Here is a 17405-nt window from a genome sequence, read left to right as displayed (position 1 = left end):
GTCATCAGGGGCCGAAGCCGGTTCGGGGAACGGTGTCGATCAAGCAGTGCCGACCGAGCAGTGCCGATCGAGCAGTGCCGATCGAGCGGCACCGACCGACCGTGCCGAGCCAGGGCTCGGCGGTCCGGCCGCACCCACCGCTGATCAGCCCGCGATCGCCTCCTGCAGCGCCGCTCCCAGCACCGCCGAGCCGGTCATGTCCAGGGCCGGCTCGTCGGTCTGCCAGGAGCGCACGTCGTCGGCGAAGCGGCTGGTGTGGCCGGTGAAGGCGGCGTAGGGGTCGGCGCCGGAGGGCGGGCACTTCTTCATGCCGTCCTGGAGGTCGCCGAGGCCGCCGGTGAAGTTGCTCGGGTTGTTCGGGCCGTTCATCACCGCGCCGGTGGCGATCGGGCCGGTACCGTCGAGGCTGCCGGAGAGGTTCGCGACCTGGTGCTGCATGCAGTGCGGGAAGGTGCTGCCCTCGCCGACCATGAAGCTCACGCCCCAGGCGTTGGCGCCCATCAGCCAGTTGCGCTGCTCGGTGGCGAAGGCGTCGAAGGAGGTGTCGCCGCCGGCCTGCTTGTACAGGGCCTGCACCGTGAGGAAGCCGAAGGTGTGGGCGTTGACGTCGAAGTTCGTGGAGTCGCCGCCGGCGTGGAAGATGTCGGCCTTGGCCTTGGTGGCCGCGGCCTGGACCTGGCGCTTGAGGTCGGCGGTGAGGGCGGCCGGGGTGACGGCCAGGCCGGCGGGGTGGCCGGCGGCGGCCAGCGCCTTGAGCAGGTCGGCGTGGGCCAGAGCGCTGTTGTCGTAGAGGTTGAAGGTGTCGCCGGTGTCGGAGGCGATGTAGTCCTTGGCGTAGGTCGCCGCCTGCGCCAGGTAGGCGGTCGGGCTGTGGCCCAGCTGCTGCGCGGCCAGCGCCAGCTCGGCGGCGCCGAGTTCCATCGCGTCGTGCCAGATCGGCTCGGGGTAGTAGGCGTTCGGCAGCGCGGTGGTCAGCGGGTTCGGCGGAGTGCGGGTGTCGGCCAGGGCGTAGACCGACGCGGCGGCCTGGTACTCGGCGGCGGCCCGCGCCGGCTTGGCGGTGGCGTCGACCTGCGCGGCCAGCGCGAAGGCGGCGGCAACGCGGCCGGCCAGGTTCGGGCTGATCCGGCCGCCGGGCGCGGCGGCCAGGAACGCCGGACGGTGCGCGGCGGCGTACCGGTCGGTGCTCGCGGTGTCGCCGTCGTCCTGCTGCGGCAGGCGCCACAGGTCGTGGTCGCCGAAGAAGGTGCCCGCGGCGTTGCCCGAGCCGATGCCGACCTGGAGCACCAGCGACTTCGTCTTCCCGTCCCAGGCCTTGTCCAGCCAGGTCTCGCCGTAGTGCGCCTCGGCGGCCAGGCTCGCCGGGGCCGCCGAGCCCAGCGCGCGCTGCGCGGCGAACAGGGTGATCGCGCCGAACGCCTCGTTGTTGGTGAACTTCAGGTAGTCGCCGGCGTCGAACCAGCCCCCTGAGACGTCGACCGGTCCGCCGGTCCTCGTCAGGTCGGCGGTGGTGATGATGTCCGAATCGTCCGGGGCGAACTCCGGCCAGGCGTAGAGGCTCGCGGCGGAGTCGTGCAGGTGCGAGGCCTGACGCTTCAGGCTCCCGGCGATCACGTCCGAACCGTCACGCTGGGCCTGGAAGAAGGTGACGCCGTCGGCGACCAGCTTGCCGTACAGCGCGTCGGCGGAGGTGATCTTGAACGACGGCGAGGTCGCCGCCGCGCTCCCGGAGACCTTGATCCGGTACGTGCCCGGCGTCTTCAGGGCGCTGAACGCGATCGGGTAGACGTCCGGGTAGGCGGCGTTCCACTTGCCCAGGCTGGTCCCGCCGACCTTGCCCGTCAGCACGCTCGCGCCGTGGGAGTCCAGGACAGTGAAGGTGGCCCCGGACACCGCCGCCCCGGTCATCAGATACGCCTGCTTGACCTCACCGGGCGCGAACCCGGTCTGGTCCACCCGGATCAGCCCGGCGGTGGCGGCCTGGGCCGGCTGCGACAGCGCCGTGGCGGCGCCGAAGGCCAAACCCGCCATTGCGACAGCGGCCAAAGAAGCGGCGGTTTTGCGATGACGGAGCACCGGCCGAGCCATGAAACCCCTCCCGACGAGCGACGATAAACAGTTAGGAAAGGTTCCTAATCAGATAGCGGCGAACCTATCCGGCCCGCCAGTTCCCGTCAAGGGCCTGAATCAAGCCGGACTAGAGCGGCGCTGGACGTTACCGTGGAACCAAGGGGAGTAAGGATTTGTGGGGGTGGAACCATGGCCGACCACACGATGCCGCGGACCTGGCGCGGCCTGGCTTTGATCGTCGCGATGCTGATGATGCTCGTGACCGGCTGTCAATCGACCGGGGGCGCGGACGCCTCCTCCGGTTCGGGCGGCGGCACCGGCGGCGCCCAAGCGGCGGCACCGGCGGCGCCGAACCCGGCGGCGAAAAGCACGGAGAAGTTGTGCGGCGCGCCCCCGTGCGTGCGATTCATGTCCCGCAGCGACACCAAGTCGCTGGCCGACACTCTGAAGAACCACCCGCTGGCCAGCACCATCGCCGTGCACCTGGCGCTGGGCATGCTGTGCGGCGGGATCCTGTGCCTGCTCGGCGAGGGCGTGAGCATGCCGTTCGTCGAGAAGAAGGCCAGCGAGGCGGCCGACCAGCACGGCTGCCTGAAAGTCAGCATCCTGCCGAACAAGGACAAGTTCTCGCTCATGAGCATCACCTCGTCGAACGAGAGCCCTTATTGCACCGACTGAGACACCCGGAACCCTCACGCGTAGAACCGGTACACCGCCTGCGCCACGCACGCCGGCCGCTTCTGGCCGTCGATCTCGACGGTCAGATCGACCAGCACCTCGGCCCCGCCGCGCAGCTCGGTGACCGAGGCGATGACGCCTGCGGCCCGGATCTTCGCCCCGACCCGCACCGGGGAGGGGAAGCGGACCTGGTTCAGCCCGTAGTTCACCTTCATGCCGACGCCCTCGACCACCAGCAGTTCCGTCCACAACGGGATCAACAGCGCCACGGTGAGATAGCCGTGCGCGATCGGGCCGCCGAACGGCCCGGTGGCGGCGCGCTCCGGATCGGTGTGGATCCACTGATGGTCGTCGGTGGCGTCGGCGAAGGTGTTCACCCGCTCCTGGGTGATCTCCCGCCAGGCGCTGTGGCCCAGATCCACGGGGCCGGGTCCCAGAGCCAGCAGTTCGGGGATACCGGTGACGGTGCGAGGCATACGGGACAAGCCTTTCGCGGAGAGGCTGACGCCCTCGGCGAGCGACACCGACGGCCAGGAACAGGAAGATGAAATCAGCTCACGGAAGGCCTGAACAGGACCCGGCCCTCACCCCGCCTTGGCCACCGCGTCCGTGAACGCCGCGGCGATGTCGCCGGTGGTCGGGACCTGCCACTTGACCCCGTTGATGAGTATCGTCGGCACGCCGTCGTACTTGCCGGCGCCGAGGGTGGCGTCGTACGTGCTCTTGATCGAGGCGGCGTAGGGCTGGGTGCGGACGCAGGACTCGAAGGCGGGGCTGTCCAGGTCGGGCACGCCTTTGGCGAGACCGATCAGATAGCTCGGCACGGCGAACGCGTCGTCGTCCTCGGTCTTCGGCTGGGCGGCGAACAGCTGCGCGCTGTAGGCCTGGAACTTGCCGGCCTTGGCGGCACAGCTGGCCGCGTTGCCGGCGGCGAGCGAGCCCGTGCCCCCGGCGTTCCGGTCGATCAGGTTCACAGCGTGCACGTCGAGCTTGATCGTGCCGGCGCTGAGGGCGGCGGCCACGGCCGGATCGAGCCGCTCGTGGACTTCCCGGCAGGGCCCGCAGCGATAATCGTGGTAGATCGTCACCGATGTCTTCCCGGTCCCGAGCACCACCGCCGCGTCCGCGGCGGGCTGCGAGCCCGTGGCGCCGCTGGAGCCAGTGCCGCCGCTGGTGCCCGGCGCGGAAGCCGGGGCCGAGCCCGACGTGCGGCCGGCCGGGCCGGACACCGTGTCGGAACCGGCACCCACGACACCGCTCGATGAACAGCCCGCGAGCAGGGCGGCCGACAGGACCAGCAGAATCAGTCTTCCCCTCATGACATCAGGGTATTTGTTCGAGCGATGCGGAGGCAGGCCGAAGGCCTCGGTGAGGGGTTTCCCTACCCCGGTCCGCAGTAGGCCGGATCGCAATATTCTTAGATACTGCGACCCGGCCCACCGCACCGCTGGTCTGCTGTTATACGGCCGAGCTGCCGCCCTTCCGCTCCCCTACTCCACGCGCTCCTCTACTCCACGCGCTCCCCGCGCTCGGCCTTCTCGACCAGCGACCGCGGCACGTCGAACCGCTCGCCGTACTTGTCCCGCAGCTCCTTGGCCCGCGCCACGAAGCCGGTGACGCCGCCGTCGTAGCCGTTGATGTACTGGATCACGCCGCCGGTCCAGGCCGGGAAGCCGATGCCGAGGATCGAGCCGATGTTGGCCTCGGCGACCGAGCGCAGCACGCCTTCGTCCAGGCAGCGAACGGTGTCCAGCGCCTCGGCGAACAGCATCCGCTCCTTCATGTCCTCGAACGGGATCTCCGCTTCGGGCTTGCCGAAGGCGTCTGCGAGACCCGGCCACAGACCGACTCGCTTGCCATCGACGTACTCGTAGAAACCCGCGCCCGCGGAGCGTCCGCCGCGACCGAGGTCGTCGACCATGCGGTTGATCACCGTCTCCGAACCGTGCTCGACCCAGTCGTCGCCGGCTGCCGCGCGCGCCTCCTTGCGGATCTTCTGCGGCAGGGTCAGCGTCAGCTCGTCCATCAGCTGCAACGGCGGCGCCGGGTAGCCGGCCTGCGAGCCGGCCTGCTCGATGGAGTTGGGGTTCAGGCCCTCGTTCACCATCGCGACCGCCTCGTCCAGGAAGCGGCCGATGACGCGTGAGGTGAAGAAGCCGCGGCTGTCGTTGACGATGATCGGGGTCTTGCGGATCTGCTTGGCCAGATCGAACGCCTTGGCGATCGCGGCATCCGACGTCTGCTCGCCGGCGATGATCTCCAACAGCGGCATCTTGTCCACCGGAGAGAAGAAATGCAGACCGATGAAATCCGCCGGACGCCGCACCGCGGCGGCCAGGCCGGTGATCGGCAGCGTCGAGGTGTTCGAACCCAACAACGCGTCCGGGGCCACCAGGTCCTGAACCTCCTGGAACACCCGGCCCTTCAACTCCGGAGACTCGAACACCGCCTCGATGATCAGATCAGCCCCGGCGGTGTCGACAGCCTCGGCGGTGGGGTGGATACGCCCCAGCACCTCATCGGCGGCCTCGCGCGTCGTCTTCCCGCGCGCCACGGCCTTGTCCAACAACCCGGCCGAATAGGCCTTGCCCTTCTCCGCCGCCTCGACGCTGACATCCTTCAGCACCACCTGGATGCCGGCGCGTGCGCAGACGTAGGCGATCCCGGCGCCCATCATCCCGGCCCCCAGCACCGCCACCTTCGAGGCCTGCCACGGCTCGAACCCGGCCGGACGCGAAGCACCGCCGGTCACCTTCTGCATGTCGAAGAAGAACGCCTGCGTCATGTTCTTCGCCACCTGCGAGGTGACCAGCTCCACGAAATACCGCGCCTCCACCACCATCGCGTTGTCGAAATCCAGCCGCGCACCCTCCACCGCGGCCGCCAAAATATTGCGCGGCGCCGGATAGTTCGCGCCCTTGAGCTGCTTACGCAGATTCGCCGGGAACGCCGGCAAATTCGCAGCAAACTTCGGATTGGTCGGGTCGCCACCCGGGATCCGGAACCCCGGCACGTCCCACGGCTGCTTCGCCTCCGGGTTGGCCAGCACCCATGCCTTGGCCCTGGCCAACAGGTCCTCGCGGTCACTGATCACCTCGTGGACCAGGCCGACCTCCAACGCGGCAGCAGGCTTATAGCGCTGACCCTGAAGGAGAACCTTGAGCAGCGCATCGGCGATGCCCAACAACCGCACCGAACGCACCACACCCCCAGCGCCCGGCAACAACCCCAACGTCACCTCCGGAAACCCGATCTCCGAACCCTTCGCGTCCAACGCCACCCGGAAGTGACACGCCAGCGCGATCTCCAAACCGCCGCCGAGCGCCGCACCGTTCACCGCCGCCGCCACTGGCTTGCCCAGCGTCTCCAGCCGCCGCAACAGTGCCTTGATCTGCACGTTACGGGCCATCACATCGGCGGCATCCTCCGGACGCGCCTGAATCAGCTCATTGAGGTCACCACCGGCGAAGAACGTCTTCTTCGCACTCGTGACCACCACACCGGCGATGCCGTCGCGCTCGGCCTCCAAGCGGTCCACCACCAACCCGAACGCCTCGACGAACCCACGATTCATCGTGTTCGCGGACTGGCCAGGCGCATCCATGGTGAGGGTGACGACGCCATCGGCATCCCGCTCCCAAGCGAAGTAGCTCTGCTCGCTCATGTCTCTCCGCACCCTTCCTCAGACCCGCTCGACGATGGTCGCGATGCCCATACCGCCGCCCACACACAGCGTCACCAAACCCCGCCGCAGATCCCGGCGCTCCAACTCGTCGACGATGGTCCCGATCAGCATCGCGCCAGTGGCACCCAGCGGGTGGCCCAGGGCGATCGCGCCGCCGTTGACGTTGACCTTCTCCAGCGGGAAGCCCATCTCCCGGACGTAGCGCAGCACCACGGCCGCGAACGCCTCGTTGATCTCGACCAGGTCGATGTCGTCGATGGTGAGGCCGGCCTTGGCCAGTGCCTTCTTCGAGGCCGGGGCCGGACCGGTGAGCATGATCGTGGAGTCCGCGCCGGACACGGCGGTGGCCACGATCCGGGCGCGCGGCGTGAGCCCGGCGGCGCGGCCGCCGGCCTCGTTGCCGACCAGCACCAGCGCGGCGCCGTCGACGATGCCGGAGGAGTTGCCGGCGTGGTGGACGTGGTTGATCCGCTCCACCCAGTGGTACTTCTGCAACGCCACCGCGTCGAAGCCGCCCAGGTCGCCGATGACCTCGAAGGACGGCTTGAGCCCGGCCAGGGTCTCGACGGTGGTGCCGGGGCGGACGAACTCGTCCTGGTCCAGGATGGTCAGGCCGTTGCGGTCGCGAACCGGGATCACGGAGTTCTTGAAGTGGCCGGCGGCGCGGGCGGCGGCGGCCAGCTCCTGGGAGCGGACGGCGAACTCGTCGACGTCGGCGCGGCCGAAGCCCTCGATGGTGGCGATCAGGTCGGCGCCGACGCCCTGCGGGATGAAGGAGATGTCGTAGGCGGTCTCCGGGTCCTCGAACCAGGCGCCGCCGTCGGAGGCCATCGGCACCCGGGACATCGACTCCACGCCGCCGGCCAGCACCAGGTCCTCACCCAGGCCCGAGGCCACCTTCTGCGCGGCGGTGTTCACCGCCTCCAGGCCCGAGGCGCAGAACCGGTTGAGCTGGAAGCCGGCGGTGGTGTCCGGCAGCCCGGCGGCCAGCGCGGCGACCTTGGCGAGGTCCGAGCCCTGCTCGCCGACCGGGGACACCACACCGAGGATGACGTCCTCGATGAGGTTCGGATCCAGGGCGGGGTGACGGCGCCGGACCTCGTCGATCAGCCCGACCGCGAGCGTGATCGGCTTCACGGTGTGCAGCGAGCCGTTCTGCTTGCCCCGGCCGCGCGGTGTCCGGATCGCGTCGTAGACGTACGCGTTCGACATCGCAGTGTCCTCTCTCTTCCCGCCCACCGCGAGCAGGCGATCAGTTCCATCCCGGTCCCGTCGGCACCAGCTCCACATCCGCCGAGGCCCACCGCCTAACGGCGATTAACATCGCGCGCCCGGCACACCGGTGTCAAGAGCACAGCCAGCATCAACGCCCGCAACCGCCCCGGCAACCCGCCCCGATCGATCAACCGCCGCGTCCGCACCGTGTCGTTGACGACCGCGAACGCCGCCAGCACCCGAATCCGCACCTCGGCCGCCGACATACCGGGACGAGCAGCGGCGAGAAGGCCGGCCCAGTGCGCGGTATAGACACGCTGGAAACGCCGGGTCTCGGCACGATCCCGATCCGGGAGGTTGTGGCCTTCGGTGAAGTAGGCGGCGACGAGGTCACGGGAAGCAAGGACGGTGGCGATGTAGCGGGTGACGAGGGTAGTGAGGGCGGCTTGGGCGGCGGCGGAGCTGAGTGCGGCCGAGTCGGCGAGCGCAGGGCCAGCAGAGCCGGCCGAGCCACCGGTCTTGTCGGCACTGTTGGCTTCGGCAGACAGACAAGCAGCAGCGCTGTCGGCGAGCGCCGAGCCAGTCGCTGCCGTCGGCACGGCCGCACCCGAACTGTCAGCCAGCGCCGAGCCAGGTGCATCGGCAGCGAAACTGGCCGTCGGCGCCGAGTTGGTCAGTGCGGCGGTGCCAGCCTGAAGGTTGTCCGTCGACGCGGCCTCGGCAGTGGCGGACCTGTCTGTGCCGGCGCCATCGGCGAGCCCCGAGCCTTCTGGAGCACCAGCCGCCGAAGTGTCGGAATTCGCGAAGGCAGTCCGCGAAGGCTCGACCCCGGAATCACCGACCCCATCGCCCCCACCGACCTCGGCACCCTCCGCCACCAGCGTCAGCCGCAGCCGGTCCCCGATCCGCTCGGTGATCGTCTGCAGAAGATCCGTCTTCCCGGTGAAGTGGCTGTAGATGCTCGGGCCGGCGATTCCGGCAGCGGCACCGATCTCTTCCAGCGTCACCGCGTGGTAGCCGCGGTCCCAGAAGAGGCGGGCGGCGGCGGTGAGGATCTGTTCGCGGCGTCCCTCGGAAATGGGCGGGCTTTGGGGCCTGTTATTTGCTTCATCCGGATCGAACTCCGTCGACACCGCGTCCATCGCCATGCTCGCGAGGAGTTCCTCGAAGGCCGCGCGTGGGAGGCGGACGCCGTGGTCGGAGATGCTGCCGAGGATGCTGAGGGCCGCCCAGGAGAGGAGTTCGGCGTCGGGGGCGGGCAGGGTCGGGCGGAGGCGGAGGATCTCGGTGACGGTCGCGGTGGAGGCGGCGGTCATGCGGTGGGCCAGGTCGGCGGCGTCGGTGGGGGCGAGGTGGCGGTGTTCGCGGCGCCACATCACGCCGAACTCCGGGCGGCGGATCACGAAGGAGGCCAGGTCGCGGTAGGTGGTGCGGAGGCGGTCGGCCGGGTCGGTGGTGGTGGCGAGGTCGGCGGCCAGTGCCCGGGCCATCTCGTCGAAGCCGGAGCGGACCACTTCGGCCAGGATCGCCTGCTTGCCGGGGAAGTGGCGGTAGATCGCCGGGCCGGACAGGCCCGCGGCCGCGGCGATGTCGCCGACCGTCACGTTGTGGTACCCGTCGCGGGCGAACAGGGTGGCGGCGATCGCGGTCAGCTGTGCGCGCCGGGTGGTGCCGGGAGCGCTCCGGCCGGTCCGCGTGGTCATGCCGACAGCTTGATCCGCGACCGGCGCCGCTGACAAGGCAGGCGCACCGGGCAAAGCGTGCGGTTCGGCATCCGGCGCCGCTCAGTGCCCGCCGGCATCCACCACCGCGACCTCCCCCACGTGCGCGCGGATCCGTTCGGCCGGCAGCGACACCGCCTTCGCCCAGTAGTAGACGACCAGGCTCACCGCGGCGACCACCACCAGCGAGGTCCACTCCGTCAGCCACGGGTGCTTCATCGGCCCGAACGCGCTGGTCCGCACGATGACCCCCATCACCAGCAGGTACGGCAGCAGCCACTGCGCCGAGCGCAGCTCCAGCGGCGGGTGCACCGGGTTCAGGTGGAACACCCGCGAGGCGGCGACCAGCACGTACCCGATCACGATCGCGATCCCGAGCCGCCAGATGGTGTCCCAGCCCGCCCACAGGATGATCAGGTTCGCCACGATGAACGAGAACGGCGCCAGCACCGCCCCGGCGCGCAGCCGGTACGGCCGTTCGACGTCCGGCAGCTTGTCCCGGAACACCCCGAAGGCCAGCGGCGCCCCGGCGTACATCAGCACGCTGGCCGAGGTGATGAAGGAGACGAGCTTCTGCCAGCTGGGGAACGGCAGGAAGCAGATGCATCCGACGGCCCCGGCCGCGATCATCCCCAGCCACGGCACCCCGCGCCCGGTCACCCGCTCGAACTGCACCGGGATGTAGCCGTTGCGGCTGAGCCCGTAGGTGATGCGCGACGTCGACGTGGTGTAGATCAGCCCGGTCCCGCCGGGGGAGATGATCGCGTCGATGTAGAGCACGGTCGCCAGCCAGCCCAGCCCGACCAGCGTCGCCAGCCCGGCGAACGGCCCGCTGATGTTCTTGTAGTCCAGGTTCGCCCAGCCCGCCGCGAACGTCGCCGCCGGCAGCGCGGCGATGTACACGACCTGGAGCATGATGTAGATGGCCGCGCCGATCAGGATCGAGCCGATGGTGGCGCGCGGGATGTCCCGCCTGGGGTTGCGCGACTCCCCCGCGAGCTGGATCGCCTGCTCGAAGCCCAGCAGCGCGAAGATGATCCCGGAGGTGGACACCGCGGCCATCACGCCGTGCGCGCCGAAGGGCAGGAAGCCGCCGCCGGAGGCCGCCGTGAAGTTCGAGGTGTGGAAGTGGGTGGCCGCCAGGGCGAAGATCGCCAGCAGCGGCACGCCCACCTTCCACCACGTCGCGGCGTTGTTGACGGCCGCCAGCTTCTGGATGCCGAGGAAGTTCACGGCCACGAACACCGCCATCAGCAGCACCGCGACCACCAGCCCGGCGGCGGTCAGCGTCCCGTCCGCGTGCTGCCAGCCGTCGGCCCACGTGTAGTGCTGCGCGTAGCCGATCATCGCCTGCACCTCGATCGGCGGCACGGTCACCGCCTGCAGCCACGTGAACCACCCGAACGAGGCCCCGGCCGCGCCGCCGAACGCGTAGTGCGGGTAGCGCGCCGTGCCGCCGGCGACCGGGAACATCCCGCCGAGCTCGGCGTGCACGAACGCCAGCGAGATGATCGCCACCGCCGCGATCCCCCAGCTGATCAGCGCCGCGGGCCCGGCCGCCACCAGCGCCTCCTTGGCGCTGTACAGCCAGCCGGACCCGATGATCGACCCCTCGGAGGCCCACATCAGCCCGATGAGCCCGATGTCACGACGCAGGTGCGAACCGGTCTCGGGGTGCTCGGAGAGCTTCGGTACCGCCATACCTGGAGATGTGGTCCAAAAGGGTGCGAAAGTAACCTCGGGGCACCCGAACGAGGATCACGGCGGGCAGTTCGCCGGGCGATACTGCTCCTGCGCGGTGTACAGGTGCAGACGGCCGTCCGCCGAGGTCGCGACGAGCTGGCACGCGACCGGGACGCCGGCCACCGCGTAGAGCGGACCGCCGTCCGGGACCAGGGTCGAGCCCGGATCGGTCCACTCCGGCTCGGTGCGGCGGTTGCTGTCGTGCTGCGCCTGCGAGCACTGCACCGTGCCCACCCACGAGCCCCGCTTCGAAGGGTCCGCCAGCAGTCCTTCACCCACTCCTGAAGGGCTGTAGTAGACCCGGCCGTCGAACCGCACCAGGTCGACGTAGTCCCGGGACTCCCCGCGGCCGCCAGGAAGCGGCGAACCGCTCGGACAGGGCGTCCGCTGCGCGCCCTTCGGCATCTCCGAACCGCATCCGGCGGCCCCGGCGGCCACCGCGGCCGCCAACCCCACGACACAGAACCCTGCGACTATTCGCTCGCCATAACGCGTCATGGGGCTTCGACGTTGCGGAGCACCAAACAGTTCCGTCCCCGATGATCTCGGCGCGAGCACCCGCCGGTAACGATCATGTCAAGGTCGCGTCCATATACCGATCCGGTTTGGATGTCCTCCAGCACCAGACCTACCATCAAGACATGTCCTCGACTTCCACGGCCCGGCTCGCGTTCCTGCAACGCGCGCTGCTGGCCGTGACGAATCACTGCGTCGCCGACATCTTGTGTAGCCGCTGACTCATAGCAGGCTCCTCATATCCCACCCTTGCGTGGAAACCACTAAAGCGTTTCTCTGACTAGCGTGCCTCTTCCTCCGGTGCGCGGTTCCTTCACGTCTTCCCCTCGTCCGAGAGGTCTTCCCATGCGGAAAATACCTGTCCTTTCGGCTGCCCTGGCGCTGGTGATCGCCGGGACGGCCGCGTGCTCGTCGTCGAGCTCGTCCTCCACCGGCAAGACCGGGAGCTCCGCGGGCTCCGGCGGCACCGGCGGCACCGGCACGGCCGCCGCCATCGACCCCAAGACCTGCCAGGGCGGCACCCTGGAGGTGCTCAACCAGGGCGGCATCAGCATCCTGGACCCGGCCCGGCTCTACACCTCCGGCGGCGGCAACATCCCCTCGCTGCTGTTCCGCACGCTGACCACCCGCAACCGGCTGCCCGGGCAGGAGGGCGCCAAGCCCGCGCCGGACCTGGCCACCGACCTCGGCACGCCGTCCGACGGCGCGAAGACCTGGACGTACCACCTCAAGGACGGCCTCTTCTTCGAGGACGGCACGCCGATCACCGCGCAGGACGTCAAGTACGGCATCGAGCGCTCCTTCGCCCCCGAGCTGCCCGGCGGCGCGCCGTACCTGCGGGACTGGCTGGTGGACGCCAGCGACTACCAGGGTCCTTACAAGAGCCCGGACGGCATCAAGGCCATCGAGACCCCGGACGCCAAGACCATCATCTTCCACCTGCGCAAGCCCGAGGGCGACTTCCCGCTGCTGGCCACCGCGACGCAGTTCGCCCCGGTGCCCAAGGCCAAGGACACCGGCGCGGACTACGAGAAGCACCCGGTCTCCTCCGGCCCCTACATGGTCGCCAGCTTCGAGAAGAAGAAGTCGCTCCAACTGGTGCGCAACCCGCACTGGTCCGCGGCCGTCGACACCCTGCGGTTCGCCTGCCCGGACAAGATCAACATCACCGCGGGCCTGGAGTCGGCGGTCATCAACCAGCGGCTGGCCACCGGCAGCGGCGCGGACGCGAACGCCGTCACCACCGACACCCAGGTCGGCCCGGACCAGCTGGCGCAGCTGAACAGCAACCCGGACCTGGCCAAGCGGATCAGCCGCGGCGAGTTCCCGGCCACCACCTACCTGGCGTTCAACACCAAGGTGAAGCCGTTCGACGACATCCGGGTGCGGGAGGCCGTCTCCTACGCGGTCAACCGGACCACGGTCGTCAACGCCGCCGGCGGCACCGCCGTGGCCGGCGCCTCGACCACCTTCCTGCCGCCGCAGAAGGCGCTGGGCTACCAGGCCTACGACTACTTCCCGGCCGGCGCCACCGGCAACGCGGCCAAGGCCAAGGAGCTGCTGGCGCAGGCCGGCTACCCCAACGGCCTGGGCATCACGCTGTTCCACGAGGCCGACGACGCCGAGAACCTCGGCCCGAAGATCGCCACCGCGCTCCAGGAGGCGCTGAAGGCGGCCGGCATCACCGTGACCCTGAACCCGGTCGAGGACTCCGGCTACCGCGACCTGACCGGCAAGCCCAGCTCCGAGCCCGGCGTCTCGCTGCAGTACTGGGGCTCGGACTGGCCCTCCGGCGCGCCGTTCCTGATCCCGATCTTCGACGGCCGGCAGATCATCGACAGCGGCGGCAACTTCAACCTGGCGCAGCTGAACGACCCGGCGGTGAACACCGAGATCGACGCCATCAACGAGATCACCGACCCGGCCCAGGCGCAGGCCCGCTGGGGCGCGCTGGACGCCAAGCTGGGGCAGCAGGCGCTGACCGTGCCGCTGTTCTACGAGAAGGACGTCTACCTGGTCGGCAAGAACGTCAAGGGCGCGGTGCCGGACGGCTGGCGCGGCCAGTACGACCTGTCCCGCATCTCGGTGAAGTAGGACAGGGCAGCGCGTGACGGTCATCACCGAGGCGGCGGCGGGCTCCGGCCCGTCGTCGCCCCCGCGTCCCCGCGCCGCGGTCTGGCGGCGCCTGCGCCGCGACAAGGCCGCGGCCACCGGCATGGTCATCATCGCCCTGATGGTGGCGGTGGCCGTCCTCGCCCCGCTCCTGGCCGCCCTGGAGGGCCAGGACACCACCACGATGCACCCGGAATTGGTCGACTCGGCCACCGGCGGCACGCCGCTGGGCTCGCTCGGCGGCGTCAGCGGCGCGCACTGGCTGGGCGTGGAGCCACAGACCGGCCGCGACCTGTTCGCGCGGCTGGTCTACGGCGCCCGGATCTCCCTGGGCGTCGCGATCGGCGCCACCGCGCTCCAGGTACTGATCGGCGTCGGCGTCGGCATCGCCGCCGGCCTGGGCGGGCGCCTCGTCGACACCGCGCTGGGCCGGCTGACCGACCTGACGCTGGCGTTCCCCTCGGTGCTGTTCGCCATCGCGCTGATGGCGATCGTCCCGGGCTCCGTGCCCCGGCCGCTGATCCTGGCCGTGGTGATCGCGCTGCTCGGCTGGGGCTCCACGGCGCGCCTGGCCCGCGGCCAGACGCTGTCGCTGCGGACCCGCGACTACGTGGCGGCCGCGAAGCTGTCCGGCGCGCCGCCGCTGCGGGTGGCCCGCCGCGAGATCCTGCCGGGGCTGGTGACCCCGATCCTGACCTACGCCGCGCTGCTGGTGCCGGCCAACATGATCTCCGAGGCCGGGCTGTCGTTCCTGGGCGTCGGGGTGCGGCCGCCCACACCGTCCTGGGGCCAGATGCTGTCGCAGGGCACGACCTGGTTCCGGCCGGACGTGATGTACGTGCTGGTGCCCGGCGGCGCGCTGTTCCTGACGCTGCTGGCGTTCACGCTGCTGGCCGACGGCGTGCGCCGGACCATGGACCCGAAGAACACCGAGGTGGCCCCGTGACCGGCTATGTGCTGCGACGCCTCGTGGGCGCCGCGATAGTGCTGCTGGCGCTGTCGGCGATCGTCTACGGGCTCTTTTACGCCGGGCCGTCCGACCCGGCGCTGCTGGCCTGCGGCAAGGGCTGCACGCCGGACCGGCTGGCGCTGGTGAAGTCCGCCATGGGGCTGGACAAGCCGCTGGCCGACCAGTACCTGTCGTTCCTGCACGGGATCTTCTTCGGGCACGACTACTCCTCCGGCCCGAGCATCCGGCGCTGCCCGGCCCCGTGCCTGGGCTACTCCTTCGAGTCCGACCAGTCGGTGACCTCGATCCTGACCGGCGCGCTGCCGGTGTCGGCCTCGCTGGCGCTGGGCGCGATGACGCTGTCGGTGCTGCTCGGCGTCACCGCCGGGCTGGTGACCGTGCTCGGCCGGCGGCGCTGGCTGGACCGCGGGCTGAACACCGTGGTGCTGCTCGGGTACTCCACGCCGGTGTTCCTGGTGGCGCTGGTGCTGCTGATCGTGTTCTGCTCGGACCTGCAGTGGCTGCCGTTCCCCACCTACGTGCCGCTGACCGAGAACCCGGCCGAGTGGGCCCGGAACCTGCTGCTGCCGTGGATCGCGCTGGCCTTGATCCAGGCGGCGTCCTACGCGCGGATGACCCGCGCGCAGACATTGGAGACGCTCGGCGAGGACCACGTCCGCACCGCGCGCGCCTACGGCCTGTCCGAGCGCCGGGTGATCGGGCGCCACGTGCTGCGCGGGGCGCTGACGCCGCTGGTGACGATGGCCGCGATCGACCTGGCGGCGGTGATGACCTCGGCGGTGCTGACCGAGACCATGTTCGGGCTGCCGGGTATCGGCCACGCCCTGGTGGGCGCGGTCGGCGGCGGGGACCTGCCGGTGATCGTCGGCGTGACGGTCACGGCCGGCGCGGTCTACATCCTGGCCAACGCCCTGGCCGACATCCTGTACGCGGCGATCGACCCCCGAGTGGAGCTGGCATGACGTCCCCCGGAAACGACGCGGTGCCGGGCCCGGCCGGCGCGGTCCTCGATGTCCGGGGGCTGAGCATCGACTTCCCGGTGCGCGGCGGGCAGGTGGTGCACGCGGTCAAGGATCTGAGCTTCTCGGTCGTGGCCGGGGCGGCGCTGGGCGTCGTCGGCCAGTCCGGCTCGGGCAAGAGCGCGACCGCGCTGGCGCTGCTGGGCCTGCACCGCGGCACCTCGGCACGGGTGTCGGGCCAGGTCCGGGTGGCCGGTGTGGACCTGGTCGCGGCCTCGGACGCCGAGGTGCGCCGGCTGCGCGCGTCGCAGATCGCGATGGTGTTCCAGGACCCGCTGACCGCGCTGGACCCGTTCCAGACCATCGGGGACCAGATAGCCGAGGTGTACCGCGTCCACACCAAGGCCTCCCGCGCGCAGGCCCGGGCCCGCGCCATCGAGGTGCTGGACCAGGTGCGGATCCCGGACGCCGCGCGGCGGGCCCGCGCGCACCCGCACGAGTTCTCCGGCGGCATGCGCCAGCGCGCGCTGATCGCGATGGCGCTCGCGTGCCGCCCGAAGGTGCTGGTCGCCGACGAGCCGACGACGGCGCTGGACGTCACGGTGCAGGCGCAGATCCTGGACCTGCTCGACGAGGTGCGCGCGGAGACCGGGATGGCGCTGGTGCTGATCAGCCACGACCTCGGCGTGGTGGCCGGCACCGCGGACGACGTCCTGGTGATGCACGAGGGCCTGGCGGTGGAGCGCGGGCCGGCCGAGCAGGTGCTGCTGGATCCGCAGGTCCCTTACACGCAGGGCCTGCTGGCCGCGATGCCGCGCCTCGACGCCCCGCTGCCGGCGCGCGACGCGTCCGTGGCGGAGCCGGAGGTGCTGGTCCGGATCGAGGACGTCGCCAAGCACTACCGCCGCGGCGGGGCGCTGCTGGGCCGCCGGGCCGAGCCGCTGCGCGCGGTGGACGGCGTCAGCCTGGAGCTGCGGGCCGGCGAAACGCTCGGCCTGGTCGGCGAGAGCGGCAGCGGCAAGACCACGCTGGCGCGGATGCTGGTCCGGCTGCTCGCCCCGTCGGCCGGCCGCGTGGTCTTCGCCGGCACCGACCTGTCGGCGCTCGGCGAGCGCGAGCTGCGGCCGCTGCGCCGCGACCTGCAGATGGTGTTCCAGGACCCGCTGTCGTCGCTGAACCCGCGCCGCTCGGTCGGCGAGACGATCGCCGACCCGCTGCGGATCGCCGGCGGTCGCTCCGACGCCGAGATCCGCGCGACGGTGCGCGAGCTGATGACGAAGGTCGGCCTGGACCCGGACGGCTACGACCGGTTCCCGCACGAGTTCTCCGGCGGCATGCGGCAGCGCGTCGGCATCGCCCGCGCCCTCGCGCCGCGGCCGCGCCTGCTGATCTGCGACGAGCCGGTGGCCTCGCTGGACGTCAGCACCCAGGCGGTGATCCTGGACCTGCTGAAGGAGGTGCAGCGCGAGTACGGCCTGACCGTGGTGTTCGTCACGCACGACCTGGCGGTGGTGCGGCAGGTCGCCGACCGGGTGGCGGTGATGCGGTTCGGGCGGATCGTGGAGCTGGCCGACGCCGGGACGCTGTTCGACGCGCCGGAGCACGAGTACACCAGGACACTGCTGGACGCGGTGCCCGTGGTGGATCCGGTGGCGGCGCGGGAGAAGCGGGAGCGGCGGCGGGCGGCGCTGGCGGCGGGATCCGGCGCGGAGGTGACGACGGCGGTCTGAGCCGCT

Annotated in this window: 14 protein-coding genes; 6 read left to right on the top strand and 8 right to left on the bottom strand. The window is 70.7% G+C overall.

Annotated elements, in window-relative coordinates:
* Positions 1 to 144 precede the first annotated feature (144 nt).
* The gene (locus ABD481_RS11875; RefSeq protein WP_344665647.1) at positions 145 to 2031 is read right to left on the bottom strand and encodes a glycoside hydrolase family 9 protein; all 1887 of its coding nucleotides are present in this window, start codon (positions 2029 to 2031) and stop codon (positions 145 to 147) included.
* Between the two features lie 228 nt (positions 2032 to 2259).
* Here ABD481_RS11875 and ABD481_RS11870 point away from each other — a divergent pair, with 228 nt between their 5' ends.
* The gene (locus tag ABD481_RS11870) at positions 2260 to 2748 is read left to right on the top strand and encodes a hypothetical protein (RefSeq protein ID WP_344665646.1); all 489 of its coding nucleotides are present in this window, start codon (positions 2260 to 2262) and stop codon (positions 2746 to 2748) included.
* 14 nt (positions 2749 to 2762) lie between these two features.
* On the opposite strand, the gene ABD481_RS11865 is transcribed toward ABD481_RS11870, so the two are convergent.
* From ABD481_RS11865 to ABD481_RS11835, 7 genes are all read right to left on the bottom strand, one after another.
* A complete protein-coding gene (locus ABD481_RS11865) occupies positions 2763 to 3224 on the bottom strand; it encodes a MaoC family dehydratase (protein WP_344665645.1) in 462 nt (153 codons plus the stop codon).
* A 108-nt stretch (positions 3225 to 3332) separates the two neighbouring features.
* Entirely contained in the window at positions 3333 to 4067 is a 735-nt protein-coding gene (locus ABD481_RS11860; RefSeq protein WP_344665644.1) for a DsbA family protein, read from the bottom strand.
* A gap of 188 nt (positions 4068 to 4255) precedes the next feature.
* Complete coding sequence (locus tag ABD481_RS11855) at positions 4256 to 6412, bottom strand: 3-hydroxyacyl-CoA dehydrogenase NAD-binding domain-containing protein (RefSeq protein ID WP_344665643.1); 2157 nt, start codon at positions 6410 to 6412, stop codon at positions 4256 to 4258.
* Between the two features lie 18 nt (positions 6413 to 6430).
* Positions 6431 to 7645, bottom strand: coding sequence for an acetyl-CoA C-acetyltransferase (locus ABD481_RS11850; RefSeq protein WP_344665642.1), 1215 nt, complete (start codon positions 7643 to 7645; stop codon positions 6431 to 6433).
* A gap of 95 nt (positions 7646 to 7740) precedes the next feature.
* On the bottom strand, positions 7741 to 9351 hold the full coding sequence (locus ABD481_RS11845; protein WP_344665641.1) for a TetR family transcriptional regulator: 1611 nt from the start codon (positions 9349 to 9351) through the stop codon (positions 7741 to 7743).
* Positions 9352 to 9432: 81 nt separating this feature from the next.
* Positions 9433 to 11070 (bottom strand): APC family permease, encoded by a 1638-nt coding sequence (locus tag ABD481_RS11840; RefSeq protein ID WP_344665640.1) that lies wholly within the window; start codon positions 11068 to 11070, stop codon positions 9433 to 9435.
* Positions 11071 to 11127: 57 nt separating this feature from the next.
* Entirely contained in the window at positions 11128 to 11610 is a 483-nt protein-coding gene (locus ABD481_RS11835) for a hypothetical protein (RefSeq protein ID WP_344665639.1), read from the bottom strand.
* Between the two features lie 143 nt (positions 11611 to 11753).
* On the opposite strand from ABD481_RS11835, the gene ABD481_RS11830 reads away from it, so the two are divergent.
* From ABD481_RS11830 to ABD481_RS11810, 5 genes are all read left to right on the top strand, one after another.
* Complete coding sequence (locus ABD481_RS11830) at positions 11754 to 11849, top strand: Ms4533A family Cys-rich leader peptide (protein ID WP_344665638.1); 96 nt, start codon at positions 11754 to 11756, stop codon at positions 11847 to 11849.
* A 124-nt stretch (positions 11850 to 11973) separates the two neighbouring features.
* The gene (locus tag ABD481_RS11825) at positions 11974 to 13722 is read left to right on the top strand and encodes an ABC transporter substrate-binding protein (RefSeq protein ID WP_344665637.1); all 1749 of its coding nucleotides are present in this window, start codon (positions 11974 to 11976) and stop codon (positions 13720 to 13722) included.
* Between the two features lie 13 nt (positions 13723 to 13735).
* A complete protein-coding gene (locus ABD481_RS11820; RefSeq protein WP_425559149.1) occupies positions 13736 to 14686 on the top strand; it encodes an ABC transporter permease in 951 nt (316 codons plus the stop codon).
* On the top strand, positions 14683 to 15672 hold the full coding sequence (locus ABD481_RS11815; RefSeq protein WP_344665636.1) for an ABC transporter permease: 990 nt from the start codon (positions 14683 to 14685) through the stop codon (positions 15670 to 15672). Before ABD481_RS11820 ends, ABD481_RS11815 begins: the two co-directional genes overlap by 4 nt.
* Complete coding sequence (locus ABD481_RS11810; RefSeq protein ID WP_344665635.1) at positions 15669 to 17399, top strand: ABC transporter ATP-binding protein; 1731 nt, start codon at positions 15669 to 15671, stop codon at positions 17397 to 17399. Before ABD481_RS11815 ends, ABD481_RS11810 begins: the two co-directional genes overlap by 4 nt.
* Positions 17400 to 17405: the final 6 nt, after the last annotated feature.

The sequence above is a fragment of the Catenulispora yoronensis genome (genome assembly GCF_039531695.1).
GTDB lineage: Bacteria > Actinomycetota > Actinomycetes > Streptomycetales > Catenulisporaceae > Catenulispora > Catenulispora yoronensis.
The sequence above is the reverse complement of the archived record's forward strand: the minus strand, read 5'-3'. Positions and strand labels throughout refer to the sequence as shown.

Excerpts from the sequence above, each read along its gene's own strand:
- ABD481_RS11875 (WP_344665647.1), bottom strand. The coding sequence starts at position 2,031 with ATGGCGGGTTTGGCCTTCGGCGCCGCCACGGCGCTGTCGCAGCCGGCC.
- ABD481_RS11870 (WP_344665646.1), top strand. The coding sequence starts at position 2,260 with ATGGCCGACCACACGATGCCGCGGACCTGGCGCGGCCTGGCTTTGATC.
- ABD481_RS11865 (WP_344665645.1), bottom strand. The coding sequence starts at position 3,224 with ATGCCTCGCACCGTCACCGGTATCCCCGAACTGCTGGCTCTGGGACCC.
- ABD481_RS11860 (WP_344665644.1), bottom strand. The coding sequence starts at position 4,067 with ATGAGGGGAAGACTGATTCTGCTGGTCCTGTCGGCCGCCCTGCTCGCG.
- ABD481_RS11855 (WP_344665643.1), bottom strand. The coding sequence starts at position 6,412 with ATGAGCGAGCAGAGCTACTTCGCTTGGGAGCGGGATGCCGATGGCGTC.
- ABD481_RS11850 (WP_344665642.1), bottom strand. The coding sequence starts at position 7,645 with ATGTCGAACGCGTACGTCTACGACGCGATCCGGACACCGCGCGGCCGG.
- ABD481_RS11845 (WP_344665641.1), bottom strand. The coding sequence starts at position 9,351 with ATGACCACGCGGACCGGCCGGAGCGCTCCCGGCACCACCCGGCGCGCA.
- ABD481_RS11840 (WP_344665640.1), bottom strand. The coding sequence starts at position 11,070 with ATGGCGGTACCGAAGCTCTCCGAGCACCCCGAGACCGGTTCGCACCTG.
- ABD481_RS11835 (WP_344665639.1), bottom strand. The coding sequence starts at position 11,610 with ATGACGCGTTATGGCGAGCGAATAGTCGCAGGGTTCTGTGTCGTGGGG.
- ABD481_RS11830 (WP_344665638.1), top strand. The coding sequence starts at position 11,754 with ATGTCCTCGACTTCCACGGCCCGGCTCGCGTTCCTGCAACGCGCGCTG.
- ABD481_RS11825 (WP_344665637.1), top strand. The coding sequence starts at position 11,974 with ATGCGGAAAATACCTGTCCTTTCGGCTGCCCTGGCGCTGGTGATCGCC.
- ABD481_RS11810 (WP_344665635.1), top strand. The coding sequence starts at position 15,669 with ATGACGTCCCCCGGAAACGACGCGGTGCCGGGCCCGGCCGGCGCGGTC.